Origin of the sequence: Novosphingobium sp. FKTRR1 (assembly GCF_020404405.1) — a bacterium.
Taxonomy (GTDB): domain Bacteria; phylum Pseudomonadota; class Alphaproteobacteria; order Sphingomonadales; family Sphingomonadaceae; genus Novosphingobium.
The window spans coordinates 1-18,349 of record NZ_JAIZDA010000044.1; the positions used below are offsets into that span (position 1 = coordinate 1).

The 18,349-nt window shown below is 61.9% G+C and carries 23 protein-coding genes and 1 pseudogene; 13 read left to right on the forward strand and 11 right to left on the reverse strand.

Features of this window, described 5'->3' with window-relative positions; genetic code table 11:
- The 5 genes from LDN95_RS21165 to LDN95_RS21185 form a co-directional block, all read left to right on the forward strand.
- Positions 1-695 (forward strand): hypothetical protein (locus LDN95_RS21165; RefSeq protein WP_226019523.1); only part of this gene is annotated, 695 nt, incomplete at its 5' end.
- 79 nt (positions 696-774) lie between these two features.
- Positions 775-1,092 (forward strand): HigA family addiction module antitoxin, encoded by a 318-nt coding sequence (locus LDN95_RS21170; RefSeq protein WP_226019524.1) that lies wholly within the window; start codon positions 775-777, stop codon positions 1,090-1,092.
- On the forward strand, positions 1,092-2,825 hold the full coding sequence (locus LDN95_RS21175) for an Eco57I restriction-modification methylase domain-containing protein (RefSeq protein ID WP_226019525.1): 1,734 nt from the start codon (positions 1,092-1,094) through the stop codon (positions 2,823-2,825). Before LDN95_RS21170 ends, LDN95_RS21175 begins: the two co-directional genes overlap by 1 nt.
- Positions 2,815-3,552, forward strand: coding sequence for a PaeR7I family type II restriction endonuclease (locus tag LDN95_RS21180; protein WP_226019526.1), 738 nt, complete (start codon positions 2,815-2,817; stop codon positions 3,550-3,552). Before LDN95_RS21175 ends, LDN95_RS21180 begins: the two co-directional genes overlap by 11 nt.
- Before the next feature lie 5 nt (positions 3,553-3,557).
- Complete coding sequence (locus tag LDN95_RS21185; RefSeq protein WP_226019527.1) at positions 3,558-4,133, forward strand: hypothetical protein; 576 nt, start codon at positions 3,558-3,560, stop codon at positions 4,131-4,133.
- A 5-nt stretch (positions 4,134-4,138) separates the two neighbouring features.
- Here the strand turns inward: LDN95_RS21185 and LDN95_RS21190 are convergent, their stop codons facing one another.
- On the reverse strand, positions 4,139-4,393 hold the full coding sequence (locus tag LDN95_RS21190) for a Txe/YoeB family addiction module toxin (RefSeq protein ID WP_226019528.1): 255 nt from the start codon (positions 4,391-4,393) through the stop codon (positions 4,139-4,141).
- Positions 4,390-4,644, reverse strand: a complete 255-nt coding sequence (locus tag LDN95_RS21195; protein ID WP_226019529.1) for a type II toxin-antitoxin system Phd/YefM family antitoxin — start codon at positions 4,642-4,644, stop codon at positions 4,390-4,392. The genes LDN95_RS21190 and LDN95_RS21195 overlap by 4 nt, the downstream gene beginning before the upstream one ends.
- A gap of 171 nt (positions 4,645-4,815) precedes the next feature.
- Between LDN95_RS21195 and LDN95_RS21200 the strand changes: the two genes are divergently transcribed.
- The 7 genes from LDN95_RS21200 (at position 4,816) to LDN95_RS21230 (ending at position 8,725) form a co-directional block, all read left to right on the forward strand.
- Complete coding sequence (locus LDN95_RS21200; RefSeq protein ID WP_226019530.1) at positions 4,816-5,511, forward strand: hypothetical protein; 696 nt, start codon at positions 4,816-4,818, stop codon at positions 5,509-5,511.
- Positions 5,508-6,467 (forward strand): tyrosine-type recombinase/integrase, encoded by a 960-nt coding sequence (locus LDN95_RS21205; protein WP_226019531.1) that lies wholly within the window; start codon positions 5,508-5,510, stop codon positions 6,465-6,467. Before LDN95_RS21200 ends, LDN95_RS21205 begins: the two co-directional genes overlap by 4 nt.
- A gap of 106 nt (positions 6,468-6,573) precedes the next feature.
- Positions 6,574-6,894 (forward strand): hypothetical protein, encoded by a 321-nt coding sequence (locus tag LDN95_RS21210; RefSeq protein ID WP_226019532.1) that lies wholly within the window; start codon positions 6,574-6,576, stop codon positions 6,892-6,894.
- Between the two features lie 30 nt (positions 6,895-6,924).
- Complete coding sequence (locus tag LDN95_RS21215) at positions 6,925-7,176, forward strand: DNA translocase FtsK (protein WP_226019533.1); 252 nt, start codon at positions 6,925-6,927, stop codon at positions 7,174-7,176.
- Between the two features lie 139 nt (positions 7,177-7,315).
- Complete coding sequence (locus LDN95_RS21220; protein WP_226019534.1) at positions 7,316-7,813, forward strand: helix-turn-helix domain-containing protein; 498 nt, start codon at positions 7,316-7,318, stop codon at positions 7,811-7,813.
- Between the two features lie 166 nt (positions 7,814-7,979).
- Positions 7,980-8,390: a DUF2513 domain-containing protein gene (locus tag LDN95_RS21225; RefSeq protein ID WP_226019535.1), complete on the forward strand. Its 411-nt coding sequence runs from the start codon at positions 7,980-7,982 to the stop codon at positions 8,388-8,390.
- A 173-nt stretch (positions 8,391-8,563) separates the two neighbouring features.
- On the forward strand, positions 8,564-8,725 hold the full coding sequence (locus LDN95_RS21230; protein WP_226019536.1) for a hypothetical protein: 162 nt from the start codon (positions 8,564-8,566) through the stop codon (positions 8,723-8,725).
- Positions 8,726-8,889: 164 nt separating this feature from the next.
- Here the strand turns inward: LDN95_RS21230 and LDN95_RS21235 are convergent, their stop codons facing one another.
- The 3 genes from LDN95_RS21235 to LDN95_RS21245 form a co-directional block, all read right to left on the reverse strand.
- Entirely contained in the window at positions 8,890-10,098 is a 1,209-nt protein-coding gene (locus tag LDN95_RS21235; RefSeq protein WP_226019537.1) for a tyrosine-type recombinase/integrase, read from the reverse strand.
- A complete protein-coding gene (locus tag LDN95_RS21240) occupies positions 10,095-11,408 on the reverse strand; it encodes a site-specific integrase (protein WP_226019538.1) in 1,314 nt (437 codons plus the stop codon). The genes LDN95_RS21235 and LDN95_RS21240 overlap by 4 nt, the downstream gene beginning before the upstream one ends.
- Before the next feature lie 242 nt (positions 11,409-11,650).
- Positions 11,651-11,803 carry a hypothetical protein gene (locus LDN95_RS21245; protein ID WP_226019539.1) on the reverse strand — a complete coding sequence of 51 codons (153 nt, stop codon included), beginning with the start codon at positions 11,801-11,803 and terminating at the stop codon, positions 11,651-11,653.
- A 321-nt stretch (positions 11,804-12,124) separates the two neighbouring features.
- On the opposite strand from LDN95_RS21245, the gene LDN95_RS21250 reads away from it, so the two are divergent.
- On the forward strand, positions 12,125-13,318 hold the full coding sequence (locus LDN95_RS21250) for a DUF1173 domain-containing protein (RefSeq protein ID WP_226019540.1): 1,194 nt from the start codon (positions 12,125-12,127) through the stop codon (positions 13,316-13,318).
- 133 nt (positions 13,319-13,451) lie between these two features.
- On the opposite strand, the gene LDN95_RS21255 is transcribed toward LDN95_RS21250, so the two are convergent.
- From LDN95_RS21255 to LDN95_RS21280, 6 genes and pseudogenes are all read right to left on the reverse strand, one after another.
- Complete coding sequence (locus tag LDN95_RS21255) at positions 13,452-14,480, reverse strand: DUF2493 domain-containing protein (RefSeq protein ID WP_226019541.1); 1,029 nt, start codon at positions 14,478-14,480, stop codon at positions 13,452-13,454.
- Positions 14,481-14,924: 444 nt separating this feature from the next.
- Positions 14,925-15,254 carry a single-stranded DNA-binding protein gene (locus LDN95_RS21260; RefSeq protein WP_226019542.1) on the reverse strand — a complete coding sequence of 110 codons (330 nt, stop codon included), beginning with the start codon at positions 15,252-15,254 and terminating at the stop codon, positions 14,925-14,927.
- A gap of 741 nt (positions 15,255-15,995) precedes the next feature.
- The gene (locus LDN95_RS21265; protein ID WP_226019543.1) at positions 15,996-16,457 is read right to left on the reverse strand and encodes a DUF736 domain-containing protein; all 462 of its coding nucleotides are present in this window, start codon (positions 16,455-16,457) and stop codon (positions 15,996-15,998) included.
- A 308-nt stretch (positions 16,458-16,765) separates the two neighbouring features.
- Entirely contained in the window at positions 16,766-17,401 is a 636-nt protein-coding gene (locus tag LDN95_RS21270; protein WP_226019544.1) for a hypothetical protein, read from the reverse strand.
- 143 nt (positions 17,402-17,544) lie between these two features.
- The gene (locus tag LDN95_RS21275; RefSeq protein WP_226019545.1) at positions 17,545-17,919 is read right to left on the reverse strand and encodes a hypothetical protein; all 375 of its coding nucleotides are present in this window, start codon (positions 17,917-17,919) and stop codon (positions 17,545-17,547) included.
- 4 nt (positions 17,920-17,923) lie between these two features.
- Positions 17,924-18,349: pseudogene (locus LDN95_RS21280) on the reverse strand (RNA-dependent DNA polymerase); the annotation flags it as partial.

Below are 18,349 nucleotides of genomic sequence, written 5' to 3' on the forward strand. Positions count from 1 at the left end.
ACCTCAAACTGCGCGCCATCACCTCGGAATGCTGCGCGGATAATTCTCGGAACGCTGCGCGCCATCACCTCGGAATCCCGCGCGCCATCAAATCGGAACACCGCGCGCGATCACCTCGGAATCCGCACTCTGCGACACCGATATTGCTGTTCCATGTTTCCAGTGGCCGCAATGCTTGGCATTCAACTTGGATCGCTCGCTACCAGAAGGGGACGCTTCAAAGCTCGCGGGAAGAAGCCGAAAAATTTGTATCGCGTCGCCTCAAGCAGGGCACGGCCTTCCGCATGCTGGTAACTCCGGGCTGGCACCTTCAGTTTGATCGGAAGGCGTATCTCGTTTGCGAGATCAACACGAAGACCCCATTTTCGCGCTTACGCGTGGCTAGTTTTGCTGTCCCAGGCATCACGGAAAAAGAGGCGCTGGCGATGCTCAGCCCTCGCTCGGAGCTGTGGCGAGGAGCAGCGCCTCAGCATGACAGCGTCATTGCCCAAGAGACAAAGGCGGCTGCCACAGCATTCACGCCATGGACCGAGCGGACTACCCATCCATATCAAAAGCGCACGCCAGGCCGATACAAGCGGGAGTCCGACACCGCAGGAATTCACTTTGTACCAGTGGGTGCCTCAGGGCAGCCTGAGTACGATGTCAGCGCATTTGAAGCAGTGCTCACGGCTCACCCACCTGTGCACAACTAGTCTGTTTTCCTTGTGTCCCGAGCGGCAATAGACAAGCGTCAGTTGACGCCTCGAGCCAACAATGGTCTAGTTTTGTTCTATGTATGTAATTGAGCCTCAGCACCCTGGGAAGGCCGTCCGTGCCGATTGTCTCGGGCGCCACAACCTTACCGTTTTCCAAGCAGCAAAGCCGCTTGGCGTGACGCGCCAAGCCCTCAACAATCTGGTGAATGGCCATTGCGGCATCTCTCCAGAGATGGCCGTGCGTCTTGCAACGGTGTTCGGCGGGGAACCTGAAGCCTGGCTGCTGCGGCAGATGGAATATGATCTAGCCCATGCCAAGGTACGGTTGGCAAACGTCGATATTGCTGCCCTCGCAGCTCATCCCGTCATTGAGCAGCAAGCGAGGCTTTTCTGATGGCAACCCGCGCCGCCTCCGTCACCACGCTGCACCCTTCACTGCCAGGTTTTTGTCCCGTGACAGAGGCTGTGGCGACCATGGCTCTAGGTGGCACGGATGAGCGTGGTGCCATTTTCACACGGCTTGAAGTCGTGGATTTCATCCTCGACCTTGTTGGCTACACCGCCGATCAGCCGTTGCATGAGCGGCGGGTGCTCGAGCCCTCGTTCGGGCAAGGAGATTTTCTACTCCCAATCGTCGACCGCCTGTTGGACGCTTGGCGCATGGCTGGATCGCCAGCCCCTGTAGCAACGCTATGCGATGCGCTGCGCGCGGTTGAGCTGCACCATGCTTCTGCTGAACACACGCGCCAAGAAGTCACTGCCCGTCTGAGGGCGGCGCATATCAGCAGCCGCGACGCCACCATAATCGCCGATCACTGGCTTACCTGCGGTGACTTTTTGCTCGCCCCCATTGACGGCCAATTCCACTTCATCGTGGGCAATCCGCCCTACATTCGGCAAGAGATGATCCCCGATGTTCTGATGGCGGAATATCGCGCCCGCTACAGCACCATCTACGACCGTGCCGATATCTACATCCCGTTCATTGAGCGTTCCGCCCACATGCTCGCACCAGGCGGGCACATGGGCTTTATCTGTTCTGACCGTTGGATGAAGAACCGATATGGTGGGCCGCTTCGACAGCTGATCGCCAGCCACTTCCACCTCAAGACCTACGTCGATATGGTCGATACGCCGGCATTCCACGTTGATGTCGTCGCCTATCCTGCGATCACGGTGATTTCACGTGAGAAGCCAGGGCCGACGCGTATCGCGCATCGCCCCGCGATCACCGCACCCGCACTGACTAACCTCGCCCAAGCGTTGACCGGCCTGCACACGCCCGCGCCCGAAAGTGGCGCGCGTGAGATCCACCGCGTCACCAATGGTGACAACCCATGGATTCTTGAATCGACCGATCAGCTGGCACTTGTCCGCCGTCTGGAAGCCGACTTTCCTACGATCGAAGAGGCTGGTTGTAAGGTTGGCATTGGTGTCGCGACCGGCGCAGATAAGGCATTCACAGGTCCTTACGAAGCGTTGGATGTTGAGCCGAGCAGAAAGCTGCCGATGGCGACAACCCGTGATATCGACAGCGGCATCGTTCTGTGGCGCGGACAGGGGGTCATCAATCCGTTTGGCGATGATGGGCGCTTGGTGAACCTTAGTGATTACCCACGCCTGCGTCGTTATCTTGAGGAGCGCAAAGATCAGATCGCCAATCGGCATGTGGCGCAGAAAGCCCCCGCCAACTGGTATCGCACGATCGATCGCATTTATCCTGAGCTTGCCCAAAGGCCAAAGCTCCTGATTCCGGACATCAAAGGTGAAGCGAACATCGTCTATGAGGAAGGGCGGCTCTACCCGCATCACAACCTCTATTTTATCACGTCCGACAGTTGGGATATGCGTGCGCTTCAGGCAGTTCTTCTTTCTGGCATCGCACGGCTCTTCGTCGCGACCTACTCGACGAAAATGCGGGGCGGCTACCTGCGCTTCCAGGCGCAATATCTTCGCCGTATCCGCCTGCCGAAGTGGCAGGACGTTCCCGCACCGCTTAAGCGGCGGCTGATCGCGTCAGCGTCGGCCAAAGACCTAGACGCCTGCAATCTGGCGGCATTTGAATTGTATCAGCTGTCTCCCCTAGAGCGGGCAGCACTTGGGGGAGGGTCTGCCAATGGCGCTTGATTTGGCCAACTACGAAGCGAAGGCAAAAGAAGCAGCGATGGCCTTTTGGGGCAATCGTGAGAAGGCACGCCAGGCGCAGATCGAAGCAGGCAAGGCCGATCAAGGCGAACGCGCTGGCGTTACCGCTGGCAAGAACATGGATGGTTTTCTCGCCATGCTGATCGACATCGTGGAGGCCAATGGCCCCGCCGATGCTAAAATTCACCAACAGCGCTCTGTCCTGACGTTGCCTGGGTATTATCGGCCAACCAAGCTGTGGGACGTTTTGGTGATGAGCGGCGGGCGGCTGATTGCCGCCATCGAGCTCAAGAGCCAGGTTGGCCCATCGTTCGGCAACAACTTCAATAATCGGTCCGAGGAAGCCATCGGCACCGCCCACGACCTTTGGACTGCGTACCGCGAAGGCGCGTTCGGCAACCAGCCCAAACCATTTGTGGGCTGGTTGATGATGGTGGAGGATGCACCCGAATCCCGCCGTCCCGTGACTGATCGGTCCCCGCACTTTCCTGTTTTCGCTGAGTTTCAGGGAGCGTCATACCTTAAGCGCTACGACATTCTGTGCCAACGCCTGGCGAAGGAGCAGTTGTATAGCGCCGCGGCCCTCATGGCATCGCCTCGCACGGCGTCGGCAACGGGCGACTTTTGCGAATTGTCCGAACTGACCAGCCTCAAGACCTTCGTCACGTCGCTTGCAGGTCATATGGCGGCCGAAGCGGCACGGGCATAGCAGGTATGGCGGCAGGTATTCATCCGCCGTTTGAAGCCTTTTATATCCTAGCGATGCAATGGCATACCGAGTCCGCTGCCCGCTCGATCGAGCTGTTACAGCGCTGGTTGGAATTGGTTGACGCCGACGATGAGCGGGCCTTGGCCCTGCCGAAGGAAGCCTTGTTCCAAGAGCTACAGAACATACTCCATCAATTCGGGTGTATATCTCGGTATTTCTTCCCTGCGCGTAACGCGTCTATCCACGCGGACCGAGCGATGCAGTTGCGTCAGGCATTCGCCGTTCCTGCCGATAGCCCACTCGCCGATCGAGAGCTGCGCAATGCGATCGAGCATTTTGACGAGAGGTTGGACAAGTATCTTGCAGGTCATTTGGTCGGGCAGATCATACCTGACCATGTCGGCTATTCAGTCCCAGAATCTGAGGTACCCTTGCACGTATTCAAGGGCTTCTATGTCGAGAATCTCACGTTCGTACTCCTCGGTCAGCCGCACGAAATGCGGCCGATTATCGCCGAGCTGGTTCGCTTGCATAATTTACTGATTGATTGTGACAATGCTGGACTCAGGTTGCCACGGTAACGACCCTAGTAGTGATACCGGCACTGCGCGATCAGCAGGCCGTCGTCGGTTGGTTTGTAAACGAGCCGGTGCTCCAGATTGATGCGCCGCGACCACCAGCCTGACAGCGAGCCGCGAAGCGGCTCAGGCTTGCCGGTGCCCGTGAACGGGGTGCGCACGCATTCCTTGATGAGACCATTGATGCGCTGCACGAGCTTGCGGTCCTGGCCCTGCCAATAGCAGTAGTCTTCCCACGCATGCTCGCTGAAGATCAGCTTCATTCGGCGAGAGGGCGTTCCACCCCTTTGCCCGCTTCCAGCGCTTCGATCGACGCGGCAAGTCGTGCGGCGTTGGCGGGACTCTTCAGCAGATAGCGCGTCTCTTCAAATGAGGCGTAGTCTTCCAACGACATCAGGACGGCCGACGGCTTGCCCCGATCGCGGGTAATCACGACAGGCTCGTGATCGGCATTCACTGCATCGATCATCGCCGAGAGGTTCTTCCTCAAATCACTGTAGGACGTGGTGCGCATTCCGCCATTGTACGCGATTGCGTACAATTTGCAAGCGCGACGTTCGGCTACCGACTTTTCTGCAACAGGGCGTCGGAAAATGCAGGTTCGAGACCGTCGTCGTCCCTCACCCCCCTCGCCTGCGGTTTAATATGTGATAATGTCCTTTATCACATACAGTGAGGTAGAGAGATGAGCGATCCAGGCACCGCATTTTTTGAAGGGCTGTCATGGTATCTGGAAACCCGCCAGTGGGCGCGGGTGAAGATAGATACATGTCCGCATGGCTCGACAGGTCAGGACATCAAAATGTTCCACTACCTGTATTTCGCCAATCTCTTCGGGGCGATCGACCTTGTGGACGACCATCTCGTCGCAACCGAACAGGTCAAGCGCGGGGCATTCCGCGATGAGGTGAAGCGCAATTTCGCTGCGCCCGCGAATTTCGACTTCGCTCTCGAACTTCGCGATGCCATTGTTCACCGAGGCATAGACCCTGCCGCCGCAGGCCATAGCGACAACCAGGTGATCTATGTGCTCTGCCCAACGGGCATTAGCAAACGAGGGCAAGCCGATGATTTGCCCTGCACCTTCACCTATACCAAGGAGCTAGCGGCAGAATGTGATCGTGCTGCCAATACGGCGATCTTTCAAGCGATCGAGCAGCGTGGCTTCCTCGCACATGGAAGCGCCTCGATCAGTCTGGACGACACGATGAGTGCAGTCTCAGCCTCAACCGCGATGCCTGATTGGGCCAAGGAAATGGCCAAATCCGCCTTAGCCGACATGGATTTCGATCGGTTGGCCGCAGAACTGGCCAGCTCTCGGATCGAGAAGATTCGCGGTTTGCTTGGACGTCCACGGCAGGATGGAGAGGCAGCCGCATGAACCAGCTCGCCCGCATTGACCCGACCCTCTTGCCGCCGATCGTGGCGCGCTCGGTGCAGGGCGCGGGCATGCGGTTTCTGGAATTCTTTGCCGCTGCCATCCGAAATCCGCACACGCGCCGCGCCTACTACCGTGCCGCCTTGGATTTTCTCCAATGGTGCGAACAGGCGGCAGGCGTTGCATCGCTGGCCGACGTGCAGCCCTTGCACGTGGCTAGTTGGGTCGAGCTGCAAACGCGCAGCCGCGCCGCGCCTACGGTCAAGCAGCGGCTTGCTGCCATTCGGCATCTGTTCGATTGGATGGTGACGGGGCAAATCGTGCCCCACAACCCAGCCGCTTCGGTGCGCGGTCCCGCCTACCGCGTCCGTCGCGGCAAAACCCCTGTGCTGTCTCCCCAAGAGGCCCGCACCTTGCTCGATAGCATCGATGCAACCACGCCCGTTGGATTGCGCGATCGTGCGCTGATCGGCCTAATGACCTACGCTTTCGCGCGCGTCGGCGCCGCCCTGCAAATGCAGGTTGGCGACGTGTTCGTGCAGGACCGCCGCCTTTGGGTTCGGCTGCACGAGAAGGGTGGCAAGGAGCACGCCATGCCCTGCCACCACAGTCTGGAGCAGTACCTCCACGACTATATAGAGCAGTGCGGATTGGCCGCCGACCCGCGCGGGCCACTGTTTCGGACGATCGACCGCAAGACGAAGCAGTTGAGTCGCACTCCCCTGCCCCAAGCCAACGCCCATGCCATGGTGCGCCGTCGCGCCGTGGCTGCTGGCATTGCCACGGCGCTTGGCAATCACAGCTTTCGCGCGACGGGCATCACCGCCTATCTCAAGAACGGGGGGACGCTGGAAAAAGCCGCTACCATGGCGAACCATAGTTCCACGCGGACCACTCAGCTCTACGATCGGCGGCCCGACGATGTGACCCTGGACGAGGTGGAGCGTGTCCTGATCTAGTTCAAGGATCGCCGCGCCATCACTGTTGGTGGCAAGGCGCAGGTGTAGGCCTCACGATCACGCGCCACTTGTGGTACAGTCACCCAACCAAATTCAGCGAGGCGACATGGACAGCGTGCAGGGAAAATTCGAAGGCCCGTTCTTCATCGACCGCGATCTTGCCGTGCATGGCATGATTACCGAGCTTGCCACCGTGCGGTCTGGCTTCACCCTTGTGCTGCACGGCATGGTGACAGGAGACCTCGTGGTCGAGGCGGGAGCCCGCGCCACGATCCACGGCATGGTCAATGGTTCGGTGATGAATGACGGCGGGCATGTCGAGATTTTCGGCATGGTGGATTCCGTCGTTGATCGTTCGCCAACGGCGGTGACTGTGATCGCCCCCAAAGCCCGCGTTCGTGCGCAACCGCGTGCCAACGTCCTGTAGGTCTGGCCCATGCTTCCGCCCGATGCCGACATGACCAACATTGCCTGTGAACTTGATGTCTATCGCCGCGCCGTCGCCTTCGCAGGCGGTAATCCCCATGTGCGCATTTCTGCGCTACAGCGCGAGTTGCGGATCGGGTACAACCAGGCGGTGCGTCTGATCGACTGCATGCAGGCCGCGGGGTGGGTGTTTCTCCGTCGGCGGGAGAATGGCGGGCCTGCGAATTTTGGTGGAGACATTCTTGTCCTTCCGCTGAGGGACGAATCTGTCCCCGAGGGGTAGGCCGCCCATGTCTCTCGAAGTACAGCGAGCTCGTAAGCACATGAAGCAGCTAAGCAGGATATGTAAACATATAAGGGGGAGCCAGATTTGACCCCCCTGCCCCTCTGGAATTTGCAAATCATCGGCGTATCTAGGCTGCATGAGCACGCCACCAACCACCCCGACCCCGCCGATCGCCCTAGGCGATAACATTTTCGCCCTGCCTGGCATCAAGAAGCCAAGGAAGGCGGGGAAGGAAAAGTGGTCCGACGCCATCATGGCGCGGGGCTACAGCACGCTGCCGTCGATCCTATTCTGGGGGCAAGGCCGTCTCGACCTGGCACCCGACGAGTTCAACGTCCTGCTTCAGCTTATCAGCCACTGGTGGACGGCGGATCAGGACCCGCACCCTGCCAAGAAGACCATCGCCGCGCGCATGGGTAAGAGCGAGCGCATGGTGCAACGGCACCTGACCAGTCTGGAGAACAAGGGCTTCATCCGCCGTGAGAAGCGCTTCAAGCTTCACCAGGGGCAGGACAGCAACGGCTATGTGCTCGACGGCCTGCTGGCCAAGCTGGAGGAAATCGCCCCCGAGTTTGCCAAGACCGCCGACCAGAACAAGCGCCGCCGCGCGAAGGTGGAGGCGAAACAGGCCTGAGATTTTGTGCTGCGATCCACTGCAGCGCGATCGGATGTAGGAAGCGGCGCTTCCAGTCAGAAACATCGGCCCCTTCCACAAGGGCATGATGACGCCGCCGCTTCCTACGCCATCCTTTTGTAGCAGCGCCCGTGCGCTTTGCGAGACGGTATCCGAAGGAGTAACTATGGGCAGGCCGCTCAAGCGCGACATGGATTTCATCCGCACCTTGTTGCTCGACATCGAAGATGGTCGCCGCGTGTTCGATACAATCGGCGATGACGTTGCTGCTGCCCTGGGCGTTGATCCCGCCGAAGCCCTGCCAGCGGATGAAGCCGATCGCCTCGATTACCACCTTGGCCTGCTGGACGATGCGGGGTTCGTGGAGTTTCACCGAACAGGCGGAGGTTGGCTGGTCGATCGCATCACATGGAACGGCCACGAATTCCTCGATACCATCCGAGACCCCGAGGTCTGGAAACGCACGAAGGCGGGTATGTCAAAGGCAGGAAACGCCAGCGTCTCATTCGTCTGGGAGTTGGCCAAAGCCTACGGCAAGCACGTCGCCAGTGAGCGGTTGGGCATCGCGCTGGGGTGACGCCCGCGCAAATTTTTTCGCCAGATTCGGCGTAGTGGGTGTTCGCCGAAGATAAATAGATTTGGCCCAGCCGATGGTCCGTTGGGTGACAAATCAAAGGAATGACAATGAAAAATACCCCACCCCTTACCGAGCATTAAATCACCACCCGCCTTGCCCACATCCATGCCCGCTTGGCATGGATTTCCGAGCGGGAAGCGCAGGCGGCACTGGTTAATGGTATTGGCGCACATGGCGAGTTTAGCGCTGAGCACGCACGGCTGACGGCAGCGACCGATCAGCTGCTGGATCAGCTCAAAACCGTTGGCGGCACGCTGCCGTTTGGTCCTGCCTGACACTGGGACACCGATGATTGTAGCGCTCTCTCAGCCAGATCGCCGCGCTACATGCCGATCCAGATCGACCTAAATCTTGACGATGCGTGCGGTCGGTCTGGACCAAAATTGGCATAACTCTGCTGTGGACGAGTTGGTAGGATCCCCAGTCCCCTGCAGCAGCCTCAAACGTTGCCTCCGCACATTAGCCGATCGACGAGATCACCAATAGCTGCAGTCGCCTCCAACAGATGCCAATCATCCAGATGAGCGTAGCGCGCTGTGGAAGCAACGCGAGCGTGGCCAAGCAGCTTCCCGATCATCGGCAAGTTCTCGCTGTTCATCGCGGCGTGGCTGGCAAACGTGTGGCGAAGATCGTGCAGTCGCACGTCATTGAGACCAACCTTTCGGCGCATTTCGACCCATACGTGGGCCAGACTGCGGATGGGACTCTTATTGCGCCAGTTCCAGAACAGTTGACCAATTCCCGTTTTTCGCGGCAACGCATCGATCACATCGCGTGCTTCCTGACCGAGCCAAACGGTTCGCGGGCCGGTCTTGCTATCACGCAGGTTTAGCCGCAATCCACGAAGGTCGCTCCACTGCAGGCTCAGGATTTCACCGATCCTGCACCCAGTGAGAAGCAGCAGAGTAATCGCCGAAGCGTGCGTACGAGCAACCAGATCATTGCTTGCCCTGCCAGCCACGAGCAAGGCTCCCAAACGCGCCAGTTCGTCACCTGACAAAAAGCGCTTGCGATGCACGCGCCTGTTTTGCCGGATGGCGCAGCAGGGATTGGAATTCTCCGGACGATAGCCCCACGCCTCCGCCTTGTTGAGCGCTGCGCGGAGGATTTCGAGACAACGGTTGGCAGCCGCAGGCCCGGACCTATCCGTCAGCGCGGCAAACCATCGGGCAAGTGCAGCCTCATCCAGCGTGTCGATGCAGGCGTCCGGAAACGCACCGTCGATGTGCGAGCGCCGATAGCCCGTCATCGTCTCCAACGTCGACGCCTTCCAACCGGGAGCGCACCGCTCCCAATACTCGGCAATAAAATCGTCCATGCGCGGCGCCGTCCTTGCACGCTGCCGCACCTCGGCGGGATCATGTCCGACCTGGGCGTGTGCCAAGACGCGGCGACCAACGGTAATGGCTTGATGGCGCGTAAGAACATGGGCGGGCCCGATCGTCACCGTACGCATCCGCCCACTCATGCGGGTCTGCACGACGTAGGTCTTGCGGCCACTCTGGTAATGACGGATCCCAATGCCACGCTCGCCCGCGAGCCAAGTCGTAGTGCGCGCCCTGCCCCTTGGCTCAGCCGCAAGCGCGCGGTCCAGTCCGACTTCTCCGAGTGCCCCGGCGACGATTTCACGAAGCGACAGCTGCGTCATGACCTCAATCCCAGAGCTGATGCCATAGTCGAGGATACACGCGCCGCAGCTTCGGCAATCGTCTCGTCGGCAAGGTGGGCATAACGGGCAGTGGTTTCCGGCAAGGCATGGCCGAGCAGCCGGCCGATCGTTGCCAAGGGCACACCTTCCCGCACGGCTATCGAAGCGAAGCTGTGGCGGAGATCATGCAAACGAACGTCCGGCAGCGCACAGGTTCGACGAAACCGCCACCAGAATGCTTCAAGAGACATGTGCCCCTTGCCCCGCTTTTTCGGGAACACCAGCGAGACGCCTTCGCGTCGTGGCAAGCTCTGGAGAATTGCCAGGGCCTGCCTGTTGAGCATGACGATCTTTGCCCCGGTCTTGCTGTCCGGCAGCACAAGACGCGGAGGCTGGACCCAATCCCAGTGAAGCCCGCAAATCTCGTTCAGGCGCGCGCCAGTAAAGATCAGCAGGCTGATCGCCGCGACCTCATTGGGATAAACGTCTTGCACTTCGGCAAGCTGACGCCCGAGTCGTGCATACTCGCCGGGGCTAAGGAACCGCTCCATCGCCTTACGCCGGAACCGTTCGATGCCCCGACAGGGGTTCTTGCCCTTTGGCCTGTAGCCCAGCTGCTCAGCATATTTGAGCATCGCGGCCAGTACCGGCACCGCGCGGTTGAACTTCGCCTCGGCGACATCCGCGCAGTTGTCCCGCCAACGCACGATGTCGGTCCTGTCCATTTCGTTGACCCGGTGTTCTGCAAAGAACGGCAGGATATGATGGTCTAGCGCGGTCCGGTTACGTCTCTGGGTAGAGGGCTTCCAATGACGCGCGCAGTCGCGCCAAAACTCTTCGGCATAGTCGATGAAAACTGGTCCCACAGGAACCTCGGGTCGCTTGGGCAAGCCATCAAGCGCAACCTCGGCGAGATGGCGCCGCGCTTCCCGGCGCGCGACCAGGGCCTCCACCTCATCCGCGCTGCCAAGCGTAATCCGACGGTGCCGCCCCCTATAGCGTACGCGGACAAACCAGGATCGGTGTCCACCCGGCTGAACCCGCATGCCGAACCCCGGCAACGTGGTGTCCCAGATCTCATATTCCGCCGGCATTTCCTGCCTTTGTCGTCGGGCAAAATTACCGTCCAGAAATGCCTTTCGAGGGCACTTTTCAGGCTCCGGGTGCAAATAGCCACTTTCCGTGCACTCCGGCGGGCCAAAATCAGTAAATTTCTGCAGTTTTTGCGGGTACGAATGGCCAACGTCGGCATGCAAGCTGCCACACACTTCGGCGACTGAAAGTCGTGGATTTCCGCCATTTTTTGCCATGAAAATACGGATATCCGTGTACGGTGTGCCCCTCAATCGCCAGATTTGAGCGACGTCGGGGAATGTGGGGTGGCTTGATCGCAAGGCATGGGTGCTTGGGTCTTCCGGTGGGGCCAGGGCATGATCCCGGCGAATGTTGGTGGGCGGATCAGGCTTGGAGCAGGCGAGAGGGCGATGGCTGCTGGCGTGCGTTCTGACACCCTGCTTGTCTCCGGGAGCATGAGATAAGGGATGGGGTGGGGCTAGTCGCCCCACCATTCGCCTTCCGCCGTCCCGGCCTGCCCGTCGGTGGCAAGCGATGCCTCGGCTGTTCTGCGTGCCTGTGCCAGCCAGCCCTGTTCGAGGCTGGCGATGATGCCGTCGAGATCGTCGTGTTCGTTAGTGGGATTGATCATTGTAACCTCCTGCGTCGGTATCGACGGGCAGGCGGACGGTGGCGGTGCGTGGTCTCGGTCAAGGACGGCGAAGCCGCCGCGCAGCGGGGAGCGGGGGTGCCGATTTTTCCGCCAGGAAAAATTGGGGGTACCGCTCATCCTTGAGGGAGGCCGCGCACTGCCACCATCATGGGACGGCTATGGCGACCTGTTGTGTTTCTGTGTCCTTGCAGGCGCCGCCCCTGCCCCCTTATGATGGCCGCGGGATGGTGTCGCTGCCTGCGCGTTGCACGATGCCCGGTTCCGACGCTGTCGTTGTTCGCAAGCGCCGGAGGGCCAGACATGCAGCACTACCATCTGCTTGAGCGCGAGATTGCCGAGGACGATCCGGGCCTTGCCGGCTTGCTCGCGCAGGCGCACGGCCAGCGCGAGCGCGCGATCTGCCTGTGCCGGCGCGATCACAAGCTGCCGCTCTACATCGCGCACCGACAGGGTGGATACGTGCTGGCGCGCTGGCCCGGCACGGGACCGCGCCATGCCTCGGCCTGTAATCACTACGAGGCACCCGATTCCCTGACAGGGCTCGGCCAGGTCCGGGGATCGGCGGTGGTCGAGCACGAGGACAGCGGCGAGACCGAACTCAAATTTGCGTTTCCGCTGTCGCGCGGGCCGGCGCGCGCCGCGCCTTCGGCTTTCACCAACGACAAGCCGGCAGTCAGGACCAATGGCTTGCGCCTGACGATGCAGGGGCTGCTGCATTTCCTGTGGGACAAGGCGGAACTGACGCACTGGCATCCGCGCATGGGGGGCAAGCGCAACTGGTTCGTGGTCAGGCGCGCGCTGCTCCATGCCGGGCTTGCCTGCCGGGCGCGCGGCGAAAGCCTGGCGCGCGTGCTGTTCGTGCCCGAGACGTTCCAATTGGAGCAGAAGGAGGACATTGCCGGGCGGCGCCGGTCGGACCTCGCGATGGCGCATGCCTCGAATGAGGCCATCATGGTCGTGATCGGCGAGATCAAGGCGATCGAGCCGGCGCGTTTCGGCGAGAAGATCGTGTTACGCCACCTGCCCGACTGGCCGTTCCTGATGGACGAGGAGATGGCGCGCCGTTTCCACAAGCGGTTCGCGGTCGAAGAAGAATTGTGGCGCTCGGACGGTGGCGGCGGACACCTGGTGATGAGCGCCTCCTTCTCGATCGGGGCCTCGGGCCTGCCCCAGCTTTTCGAGATCGCGGTCATTCTGGTGACCCGCGAATGGATGCCCTACGAAAGCCTCGACGAACGCGCGCTGGTGAGCAAGGCCGTCGGCGAGGGGCGGCGCTTCGTGAAGGGGCTGAGGGTCAACCTTGGGCCTGACCAACCGATCGCCAGTATCGCGCTCAAGGATACCGGGCTCGATGCGACCGCAGTCCACCTCGTGCGCAACGTCTCCGATCCCGCCTACGACGACGCGCTGGCCGCGCTGATGATGACGCCGGGGGTGCGCCATGTGGCCTGGCAACCGGGCAACAGCCTGCCGCCGCCTGCGCCCCGGTCCTGATCGCGCTTGCTTTGTCCCGACCAGGCGCGCGGCATGTGGGGCCAGAGCCCCACTACGCCCGCGTGCCTTGCCGCCAGATAGAAAAGAGAAAATGGAGGACGCCGCAGGGTGCAGCGCCCTCCTTGCGGCAGGTTCAGAATGCGGCACCGCGCCGCGCAAACCGCCGCTGCCCGTTCACGGCAGGCGCGCCTTCGGGAAAGGCCGGCTGCTGGTGGCTCGCGGCGAAGGCATGGTAGGGAACGCCCGCCTCGCGCACTTTGGTCAGGAGGTTGGCCTGAAGTCCCGATCCCTCGCAGATCACCGCGTGGACAGGCTTGAGGTTCATCATCTGCTCGTTGCGGGCGAACCCTGCGCGCTTGCCCATCGCGCGATTGAGCGTGAAGCGCACCGTCGCAACGCCGCGCGAGGCCGCCCAGGCGTGCGCGATCTGGTCGCAGCCCCGGTGCTGGGCGGTGGTCGCAAGGATCATGCTCGGAATGCGCGCGAAGGTATCGTCGAGCGCCTTGTAGAGCAGTTCGTGGTCATGCCAGGTGTCTCCACCTGAGAAGATCACGACGGGACCGGTGGGTGCATGCGCTTCGCGGCGCTTGGCTGCGCGCGCCGCCAGGAAATCGCGGGCCTCGATCTGGCTCGCGGTCGTCGCCGAACTGACCCGCGATCCCCGCGTGGTCGAGAAGGGTCGGCCGGTTTCGACGTGGAACACTTGCGCCGCATGGTCGCGCATGCACTCCATCGCTTCGCGGCAACTCTCAAGCGTCTCGCACAGCAGGCGCGTGTCCTCGACTTGCGTCGCGTGGATTTCGGACGGGTCCGAGATGCGCACCAGTTCGCCCAGTTCCCTGGCGGCATCGTCCTCGCGGCCCTCGATGCGCTTGGCGACAACGTGGAAGCTGTTGGCAAAGCCCCAGGCGAGATCGGCAGCGAAAGGTTCGAGCCGCGTATCGCGCAGCACGTCGAACAGCGTGGTCATGACCATTTCGACAGCGGCGCGGGCCTGGTCTGGATCGGGCATGAAGCAGACTTCCGCCTCGTCAACGATCGACAGCTTGGCGCGTTCGTCATGTTCGATGAAGGCGTGCGCATAGGTCGATGCCTGGTCGGTCGATCCGGTTTCCTCGGCGATGAAGCTCGCGAGATCGGCGAAGTTCGAGAAGGTTTGCATGACGTGTAGCTCCTGAGTTTCGTCATCGGCTTGATGACGCCCCTCATCCGGCAAGCCGTGCCCAGCCCAGTCAGGGACGTTAACCGGGAAGCCAGGTCGCATCGCGGCCCGGACCCCGGTTGACGCCGCGAAGCGGGGCATGGGGGAGCCGATTTTGGGGGCGGGGCCGCCAGGCCGCCGGCGACAAAATTGGGGGAACCCTGCATCCTTGACGGGGCGCCAGGCCGGGTTGCCACACTGGGAGGACACAGAAAGGGTTGGGTATTACAGCTCCTTCCTTTCCCCGGGCGGACATCCGCCAGGGGAGAGGAAGCAGGATAAAAGGGCCGGCGCGCACGCGCCGACCCTCATGATTGCGATGACGATGGTGATGATAGCGGGCAGGCACTAACTCAGCGAACACGCGAAAACGGGCGGCTCAGGGGAGCCGCCCGCTCACGGTAGTCAGATGAACTCGATCTCGTCGGCGACGATCTCGGTGTTGTAGTAGGTCTTGCCGTCGCGCTCGTTGCGCGAGTAGCGGATCTCGCCGGTCACGAGCAGCTTGTCGCCCTTGTGCTTGTTGTTGGCGATCGCCTTGCCGAGGCCGCCGAAGGCCTTGATCGTGTGGAACTGGTCGTAGGTCTCGGTGTAGCCGTTCTCGTCCTTCTGGACCTTGCCGTCCTTGATGACCGGCTTGCTGGTCACCAGCGTGAACATCACGCCGCCCTTGCTGTCGGTGCCGAAGCGCGAAACGTCTGCGGTGATGCGACCGGAGAGAAAAACCTTGTTCATGAGCCATTCCTTTCGGTGTCATCGGCGGGCCAATCCCGCCGGGATGAACAAAGGCTAAGCCCGGGAATGAGCGGGCTTTGCACCGAGCGGGCGGCCTGCCGTCCGGCGAGGGGAACCGCTGATCCCAAGCGGGTGGTGCGGGCGGAGGCCGTCAGGCCGACAACACGGCCGCGTGAGGTCGGCGGTTGCAAAGGTCGTGCACGGGCGAAGAGTTTCATCCCGTCTGGCGGATGGCCAACCGATGGTGCTGAAGGTGTGGCCCGTCATGGACATGACGGTTTCTCTCGCGCCGCAATGCAGATGAGGAAAATCGCGTTTCGGTGCCGGTGGCGGGCGGTGCTGTCATGCAGGGCCCCGGTCTGCGCGCCCATCGGGGACCGAACGGGGCCAGAGGGACGAAGGCGCGACCAGACCTCGCGACGCGCTCAGCACGATCGACGCATCGGCCGCGCGCAAGCGCGCGCTGCAACATTGCGCGGCGATAGCAGCAGTTCGGCCGGCGCGGGTCCGTGTCTGCGGGCGAGGCACGGTGCACCTGCATTTCACCGGGATCGTCGTTGGCGGGCGACCGTGATCACCGCTTCGGGCGGCGCCCATAGGGCGCCCGTTGGTCCGGGGAGCGGCGCGCGTGGCCCTTCCGAAGCGACCGTCATCGCCCGTGCCTTTGGCCCCGCCAGCAAAAAATGCGGTCCGACCGCGGGGGAGGTCGGACCGCAAGGTTGGTCGGGGAAGCCTGGGGGGTCAGGCTTCGGCGCCGACGTAATCGCCCGTCGCAGAGGCAAAGGGGTCTTCGCTGGGGGCGGCGAAGGCTTCGCTGCGCGGGCTGAAGGTGGCATCGCCATCGGCGCTGGTGGGTGCACCCTCGTCGAAGGGATTGGTCATGCGGCGGCGCGGACGCGACCAGACCACGTTGAGCGCGCCGTCCTGCTGGGTGAACAGCGCGATCGAGAGCGGCGCCTCGAAGCTCGGATCGTCGATCTGGCCCTGGAGGAAGGCGCCGGTGCCGTTGGCGGCCATCTTCTCCCACAGGCCACCAGCCGGGATGAAGGTACCATTGCGCGTGCGCACCATGACATCGAAACGCGGGGCATCGGGGTTGGTCGAGGTGACCGGGCGCAGGCCGATGACGAGGTCGATCGTCGCGGTCTGGATCTTGCCGATGAAGTTGCCGGAGGCATTCTTCTTGAGTTGACCGATGTTCATTGCCGTATTCTCCTTCATATGCCGCCCCGTCTTGCTGCTCGGGGGCCGGTACGGGTTCGTGAACGGGTCCATTCCCGCCACACCTTCCTCCTCACCCCCTTCTCTCTGAACCCGCCGCCAGAGCCGGACACGGAGGCAGCGGCCGAAGCGAGAGGCCAGCATCCCGGGACAAGGCCAGGTCCGGCACGCCGGAGAAGCCCGGTCGAAGACCGGATGGTCGGATGGGCGGCGAAAGGGTCGGCGCAATGGGAGTCCAGGCTATCACGCCAGACCCGCCCCATGGCGCCGTCCAGGCAGGCCCGTGCCGTTCAGTTCCTCAAGCCGCCCGGCAAGGCGATCCACTCAGGCTGGTCATGTCCGATCGGAACATCCACGTCCCGCGCCTGCTCATCGGTGAAGACGTCCGCCGTCTCGAGGGATCCGAAACCGTCGGTCTTGTTCCAGAACAGCAACCCCTCCTCGTCATCCCGCATGGCAAGGACGAGTTTCGGGGCGAACCGCTCGTTGTCATTGAGGTGGCTGGTTTCGATCCGGTGGATGCCATTGGCATCGATCCGGAAGCCGCCACCGCCGAAGGCGTCGGGCTGGTATCGATCGCTGTCGTAGCCCCAGGTGACGATCAGCGGCCACGATCGCGTGAGGATCCGTTGGAACAGTGCCGCAACCGCGTCCGGCTCGAACTGGTCGGCTTGCCCGAACACCGAGATCGAGGCCGGATTGTGGTCGCCGAACACGAATGTCGTCCCGAAGGTCGGGAAATCGGGATCGTTGAAGATCGCAAGGAACCCTGACACCGGATTTTCGTCAATAGCCGGGAACAGCGCGCGAAAGCTGGCGTCAGCTTGCGTCCAGCGCGTTGCGATCTCGTCCTGGAGGGGTTCTCCTTCGAGGAAGGCCGCAAGCGCGACCGCCTCGGCGAGAAGCGCGTGCTCGTCAGGCGTCACGCGGAACGCGAAGCAGGTATGCGTATAGCAATTGGACATGCGCCAATTCCTTCGTGTCGAAAGGTTGCGCAGCAGCGGTCCCGGCCGCGCCAGAATTGGTGAACTGCCGGGGGGTCAGACCGGCTGTGCGCCGGCCGCGCCGATCACCTCGCGCCCGACGCGGCTGATGCCGCCCCCTCGGGCGCGACAAGGTTCCAGGCCCTGCTCATCAGCCGCGAGATCCGCACACCGGCCCCGTCGCCCGCGCGCAGGAGAACGGTCCTCGTGCCCCAGGAGCCAACCCGGAACGTCTGCTCGCTGATCCCGTCGGAAAATGTCAGCGGTTCGGGGAGCACCAGGGTGTCACCTGGTCGCGGCTTGCGACGCGACGTCAGCGCGAGGCGCTGGCGACATCTGGCGCGCCATTCGGCGGCATGGTCATTGATCGGCGGCCCCAGCAGGTCGAGGATCGAGGCCGGACAATCGAAGTAGTAGGGCCCTGCCGTTTCCGTCAGTCGGGTAGGATTGGTGCTGCTCATGGAGTCAGCCCTGATCCCCCCGCCGAACCGCACGTGCAGCTTTCACTGCATGCGGCTCTCCACTGTGACCTACCAGTCCTTCGCGCTGATCGGGCAATCGGCCAGCATGAGTATCCCGGTGGCATTGCTCGCACAGGACTACTGTCCTGCGCGCGCGGGCCGCCTTCATCCTCACGACAAAGCCGCGGTGCGAAACATCGGCCATTCCCCGGATATGGTGCACCTGACACGGAATATCGGATCGACCGCAGGCCTCGCATTGCTTGGCATTTTGACGATCAACCCAGTCCGTACGTGAGTGTGTGAACACCTGCGTCCAAGGCTGGATATCAATCCTGGACGAGGTGGCCGGATCACGTTTCAGATGAGCCAATTTCCAGACTTTGGCCGAGCGGGGCTGGCCATCGACGTCGTAGTCGATGGTAAATTC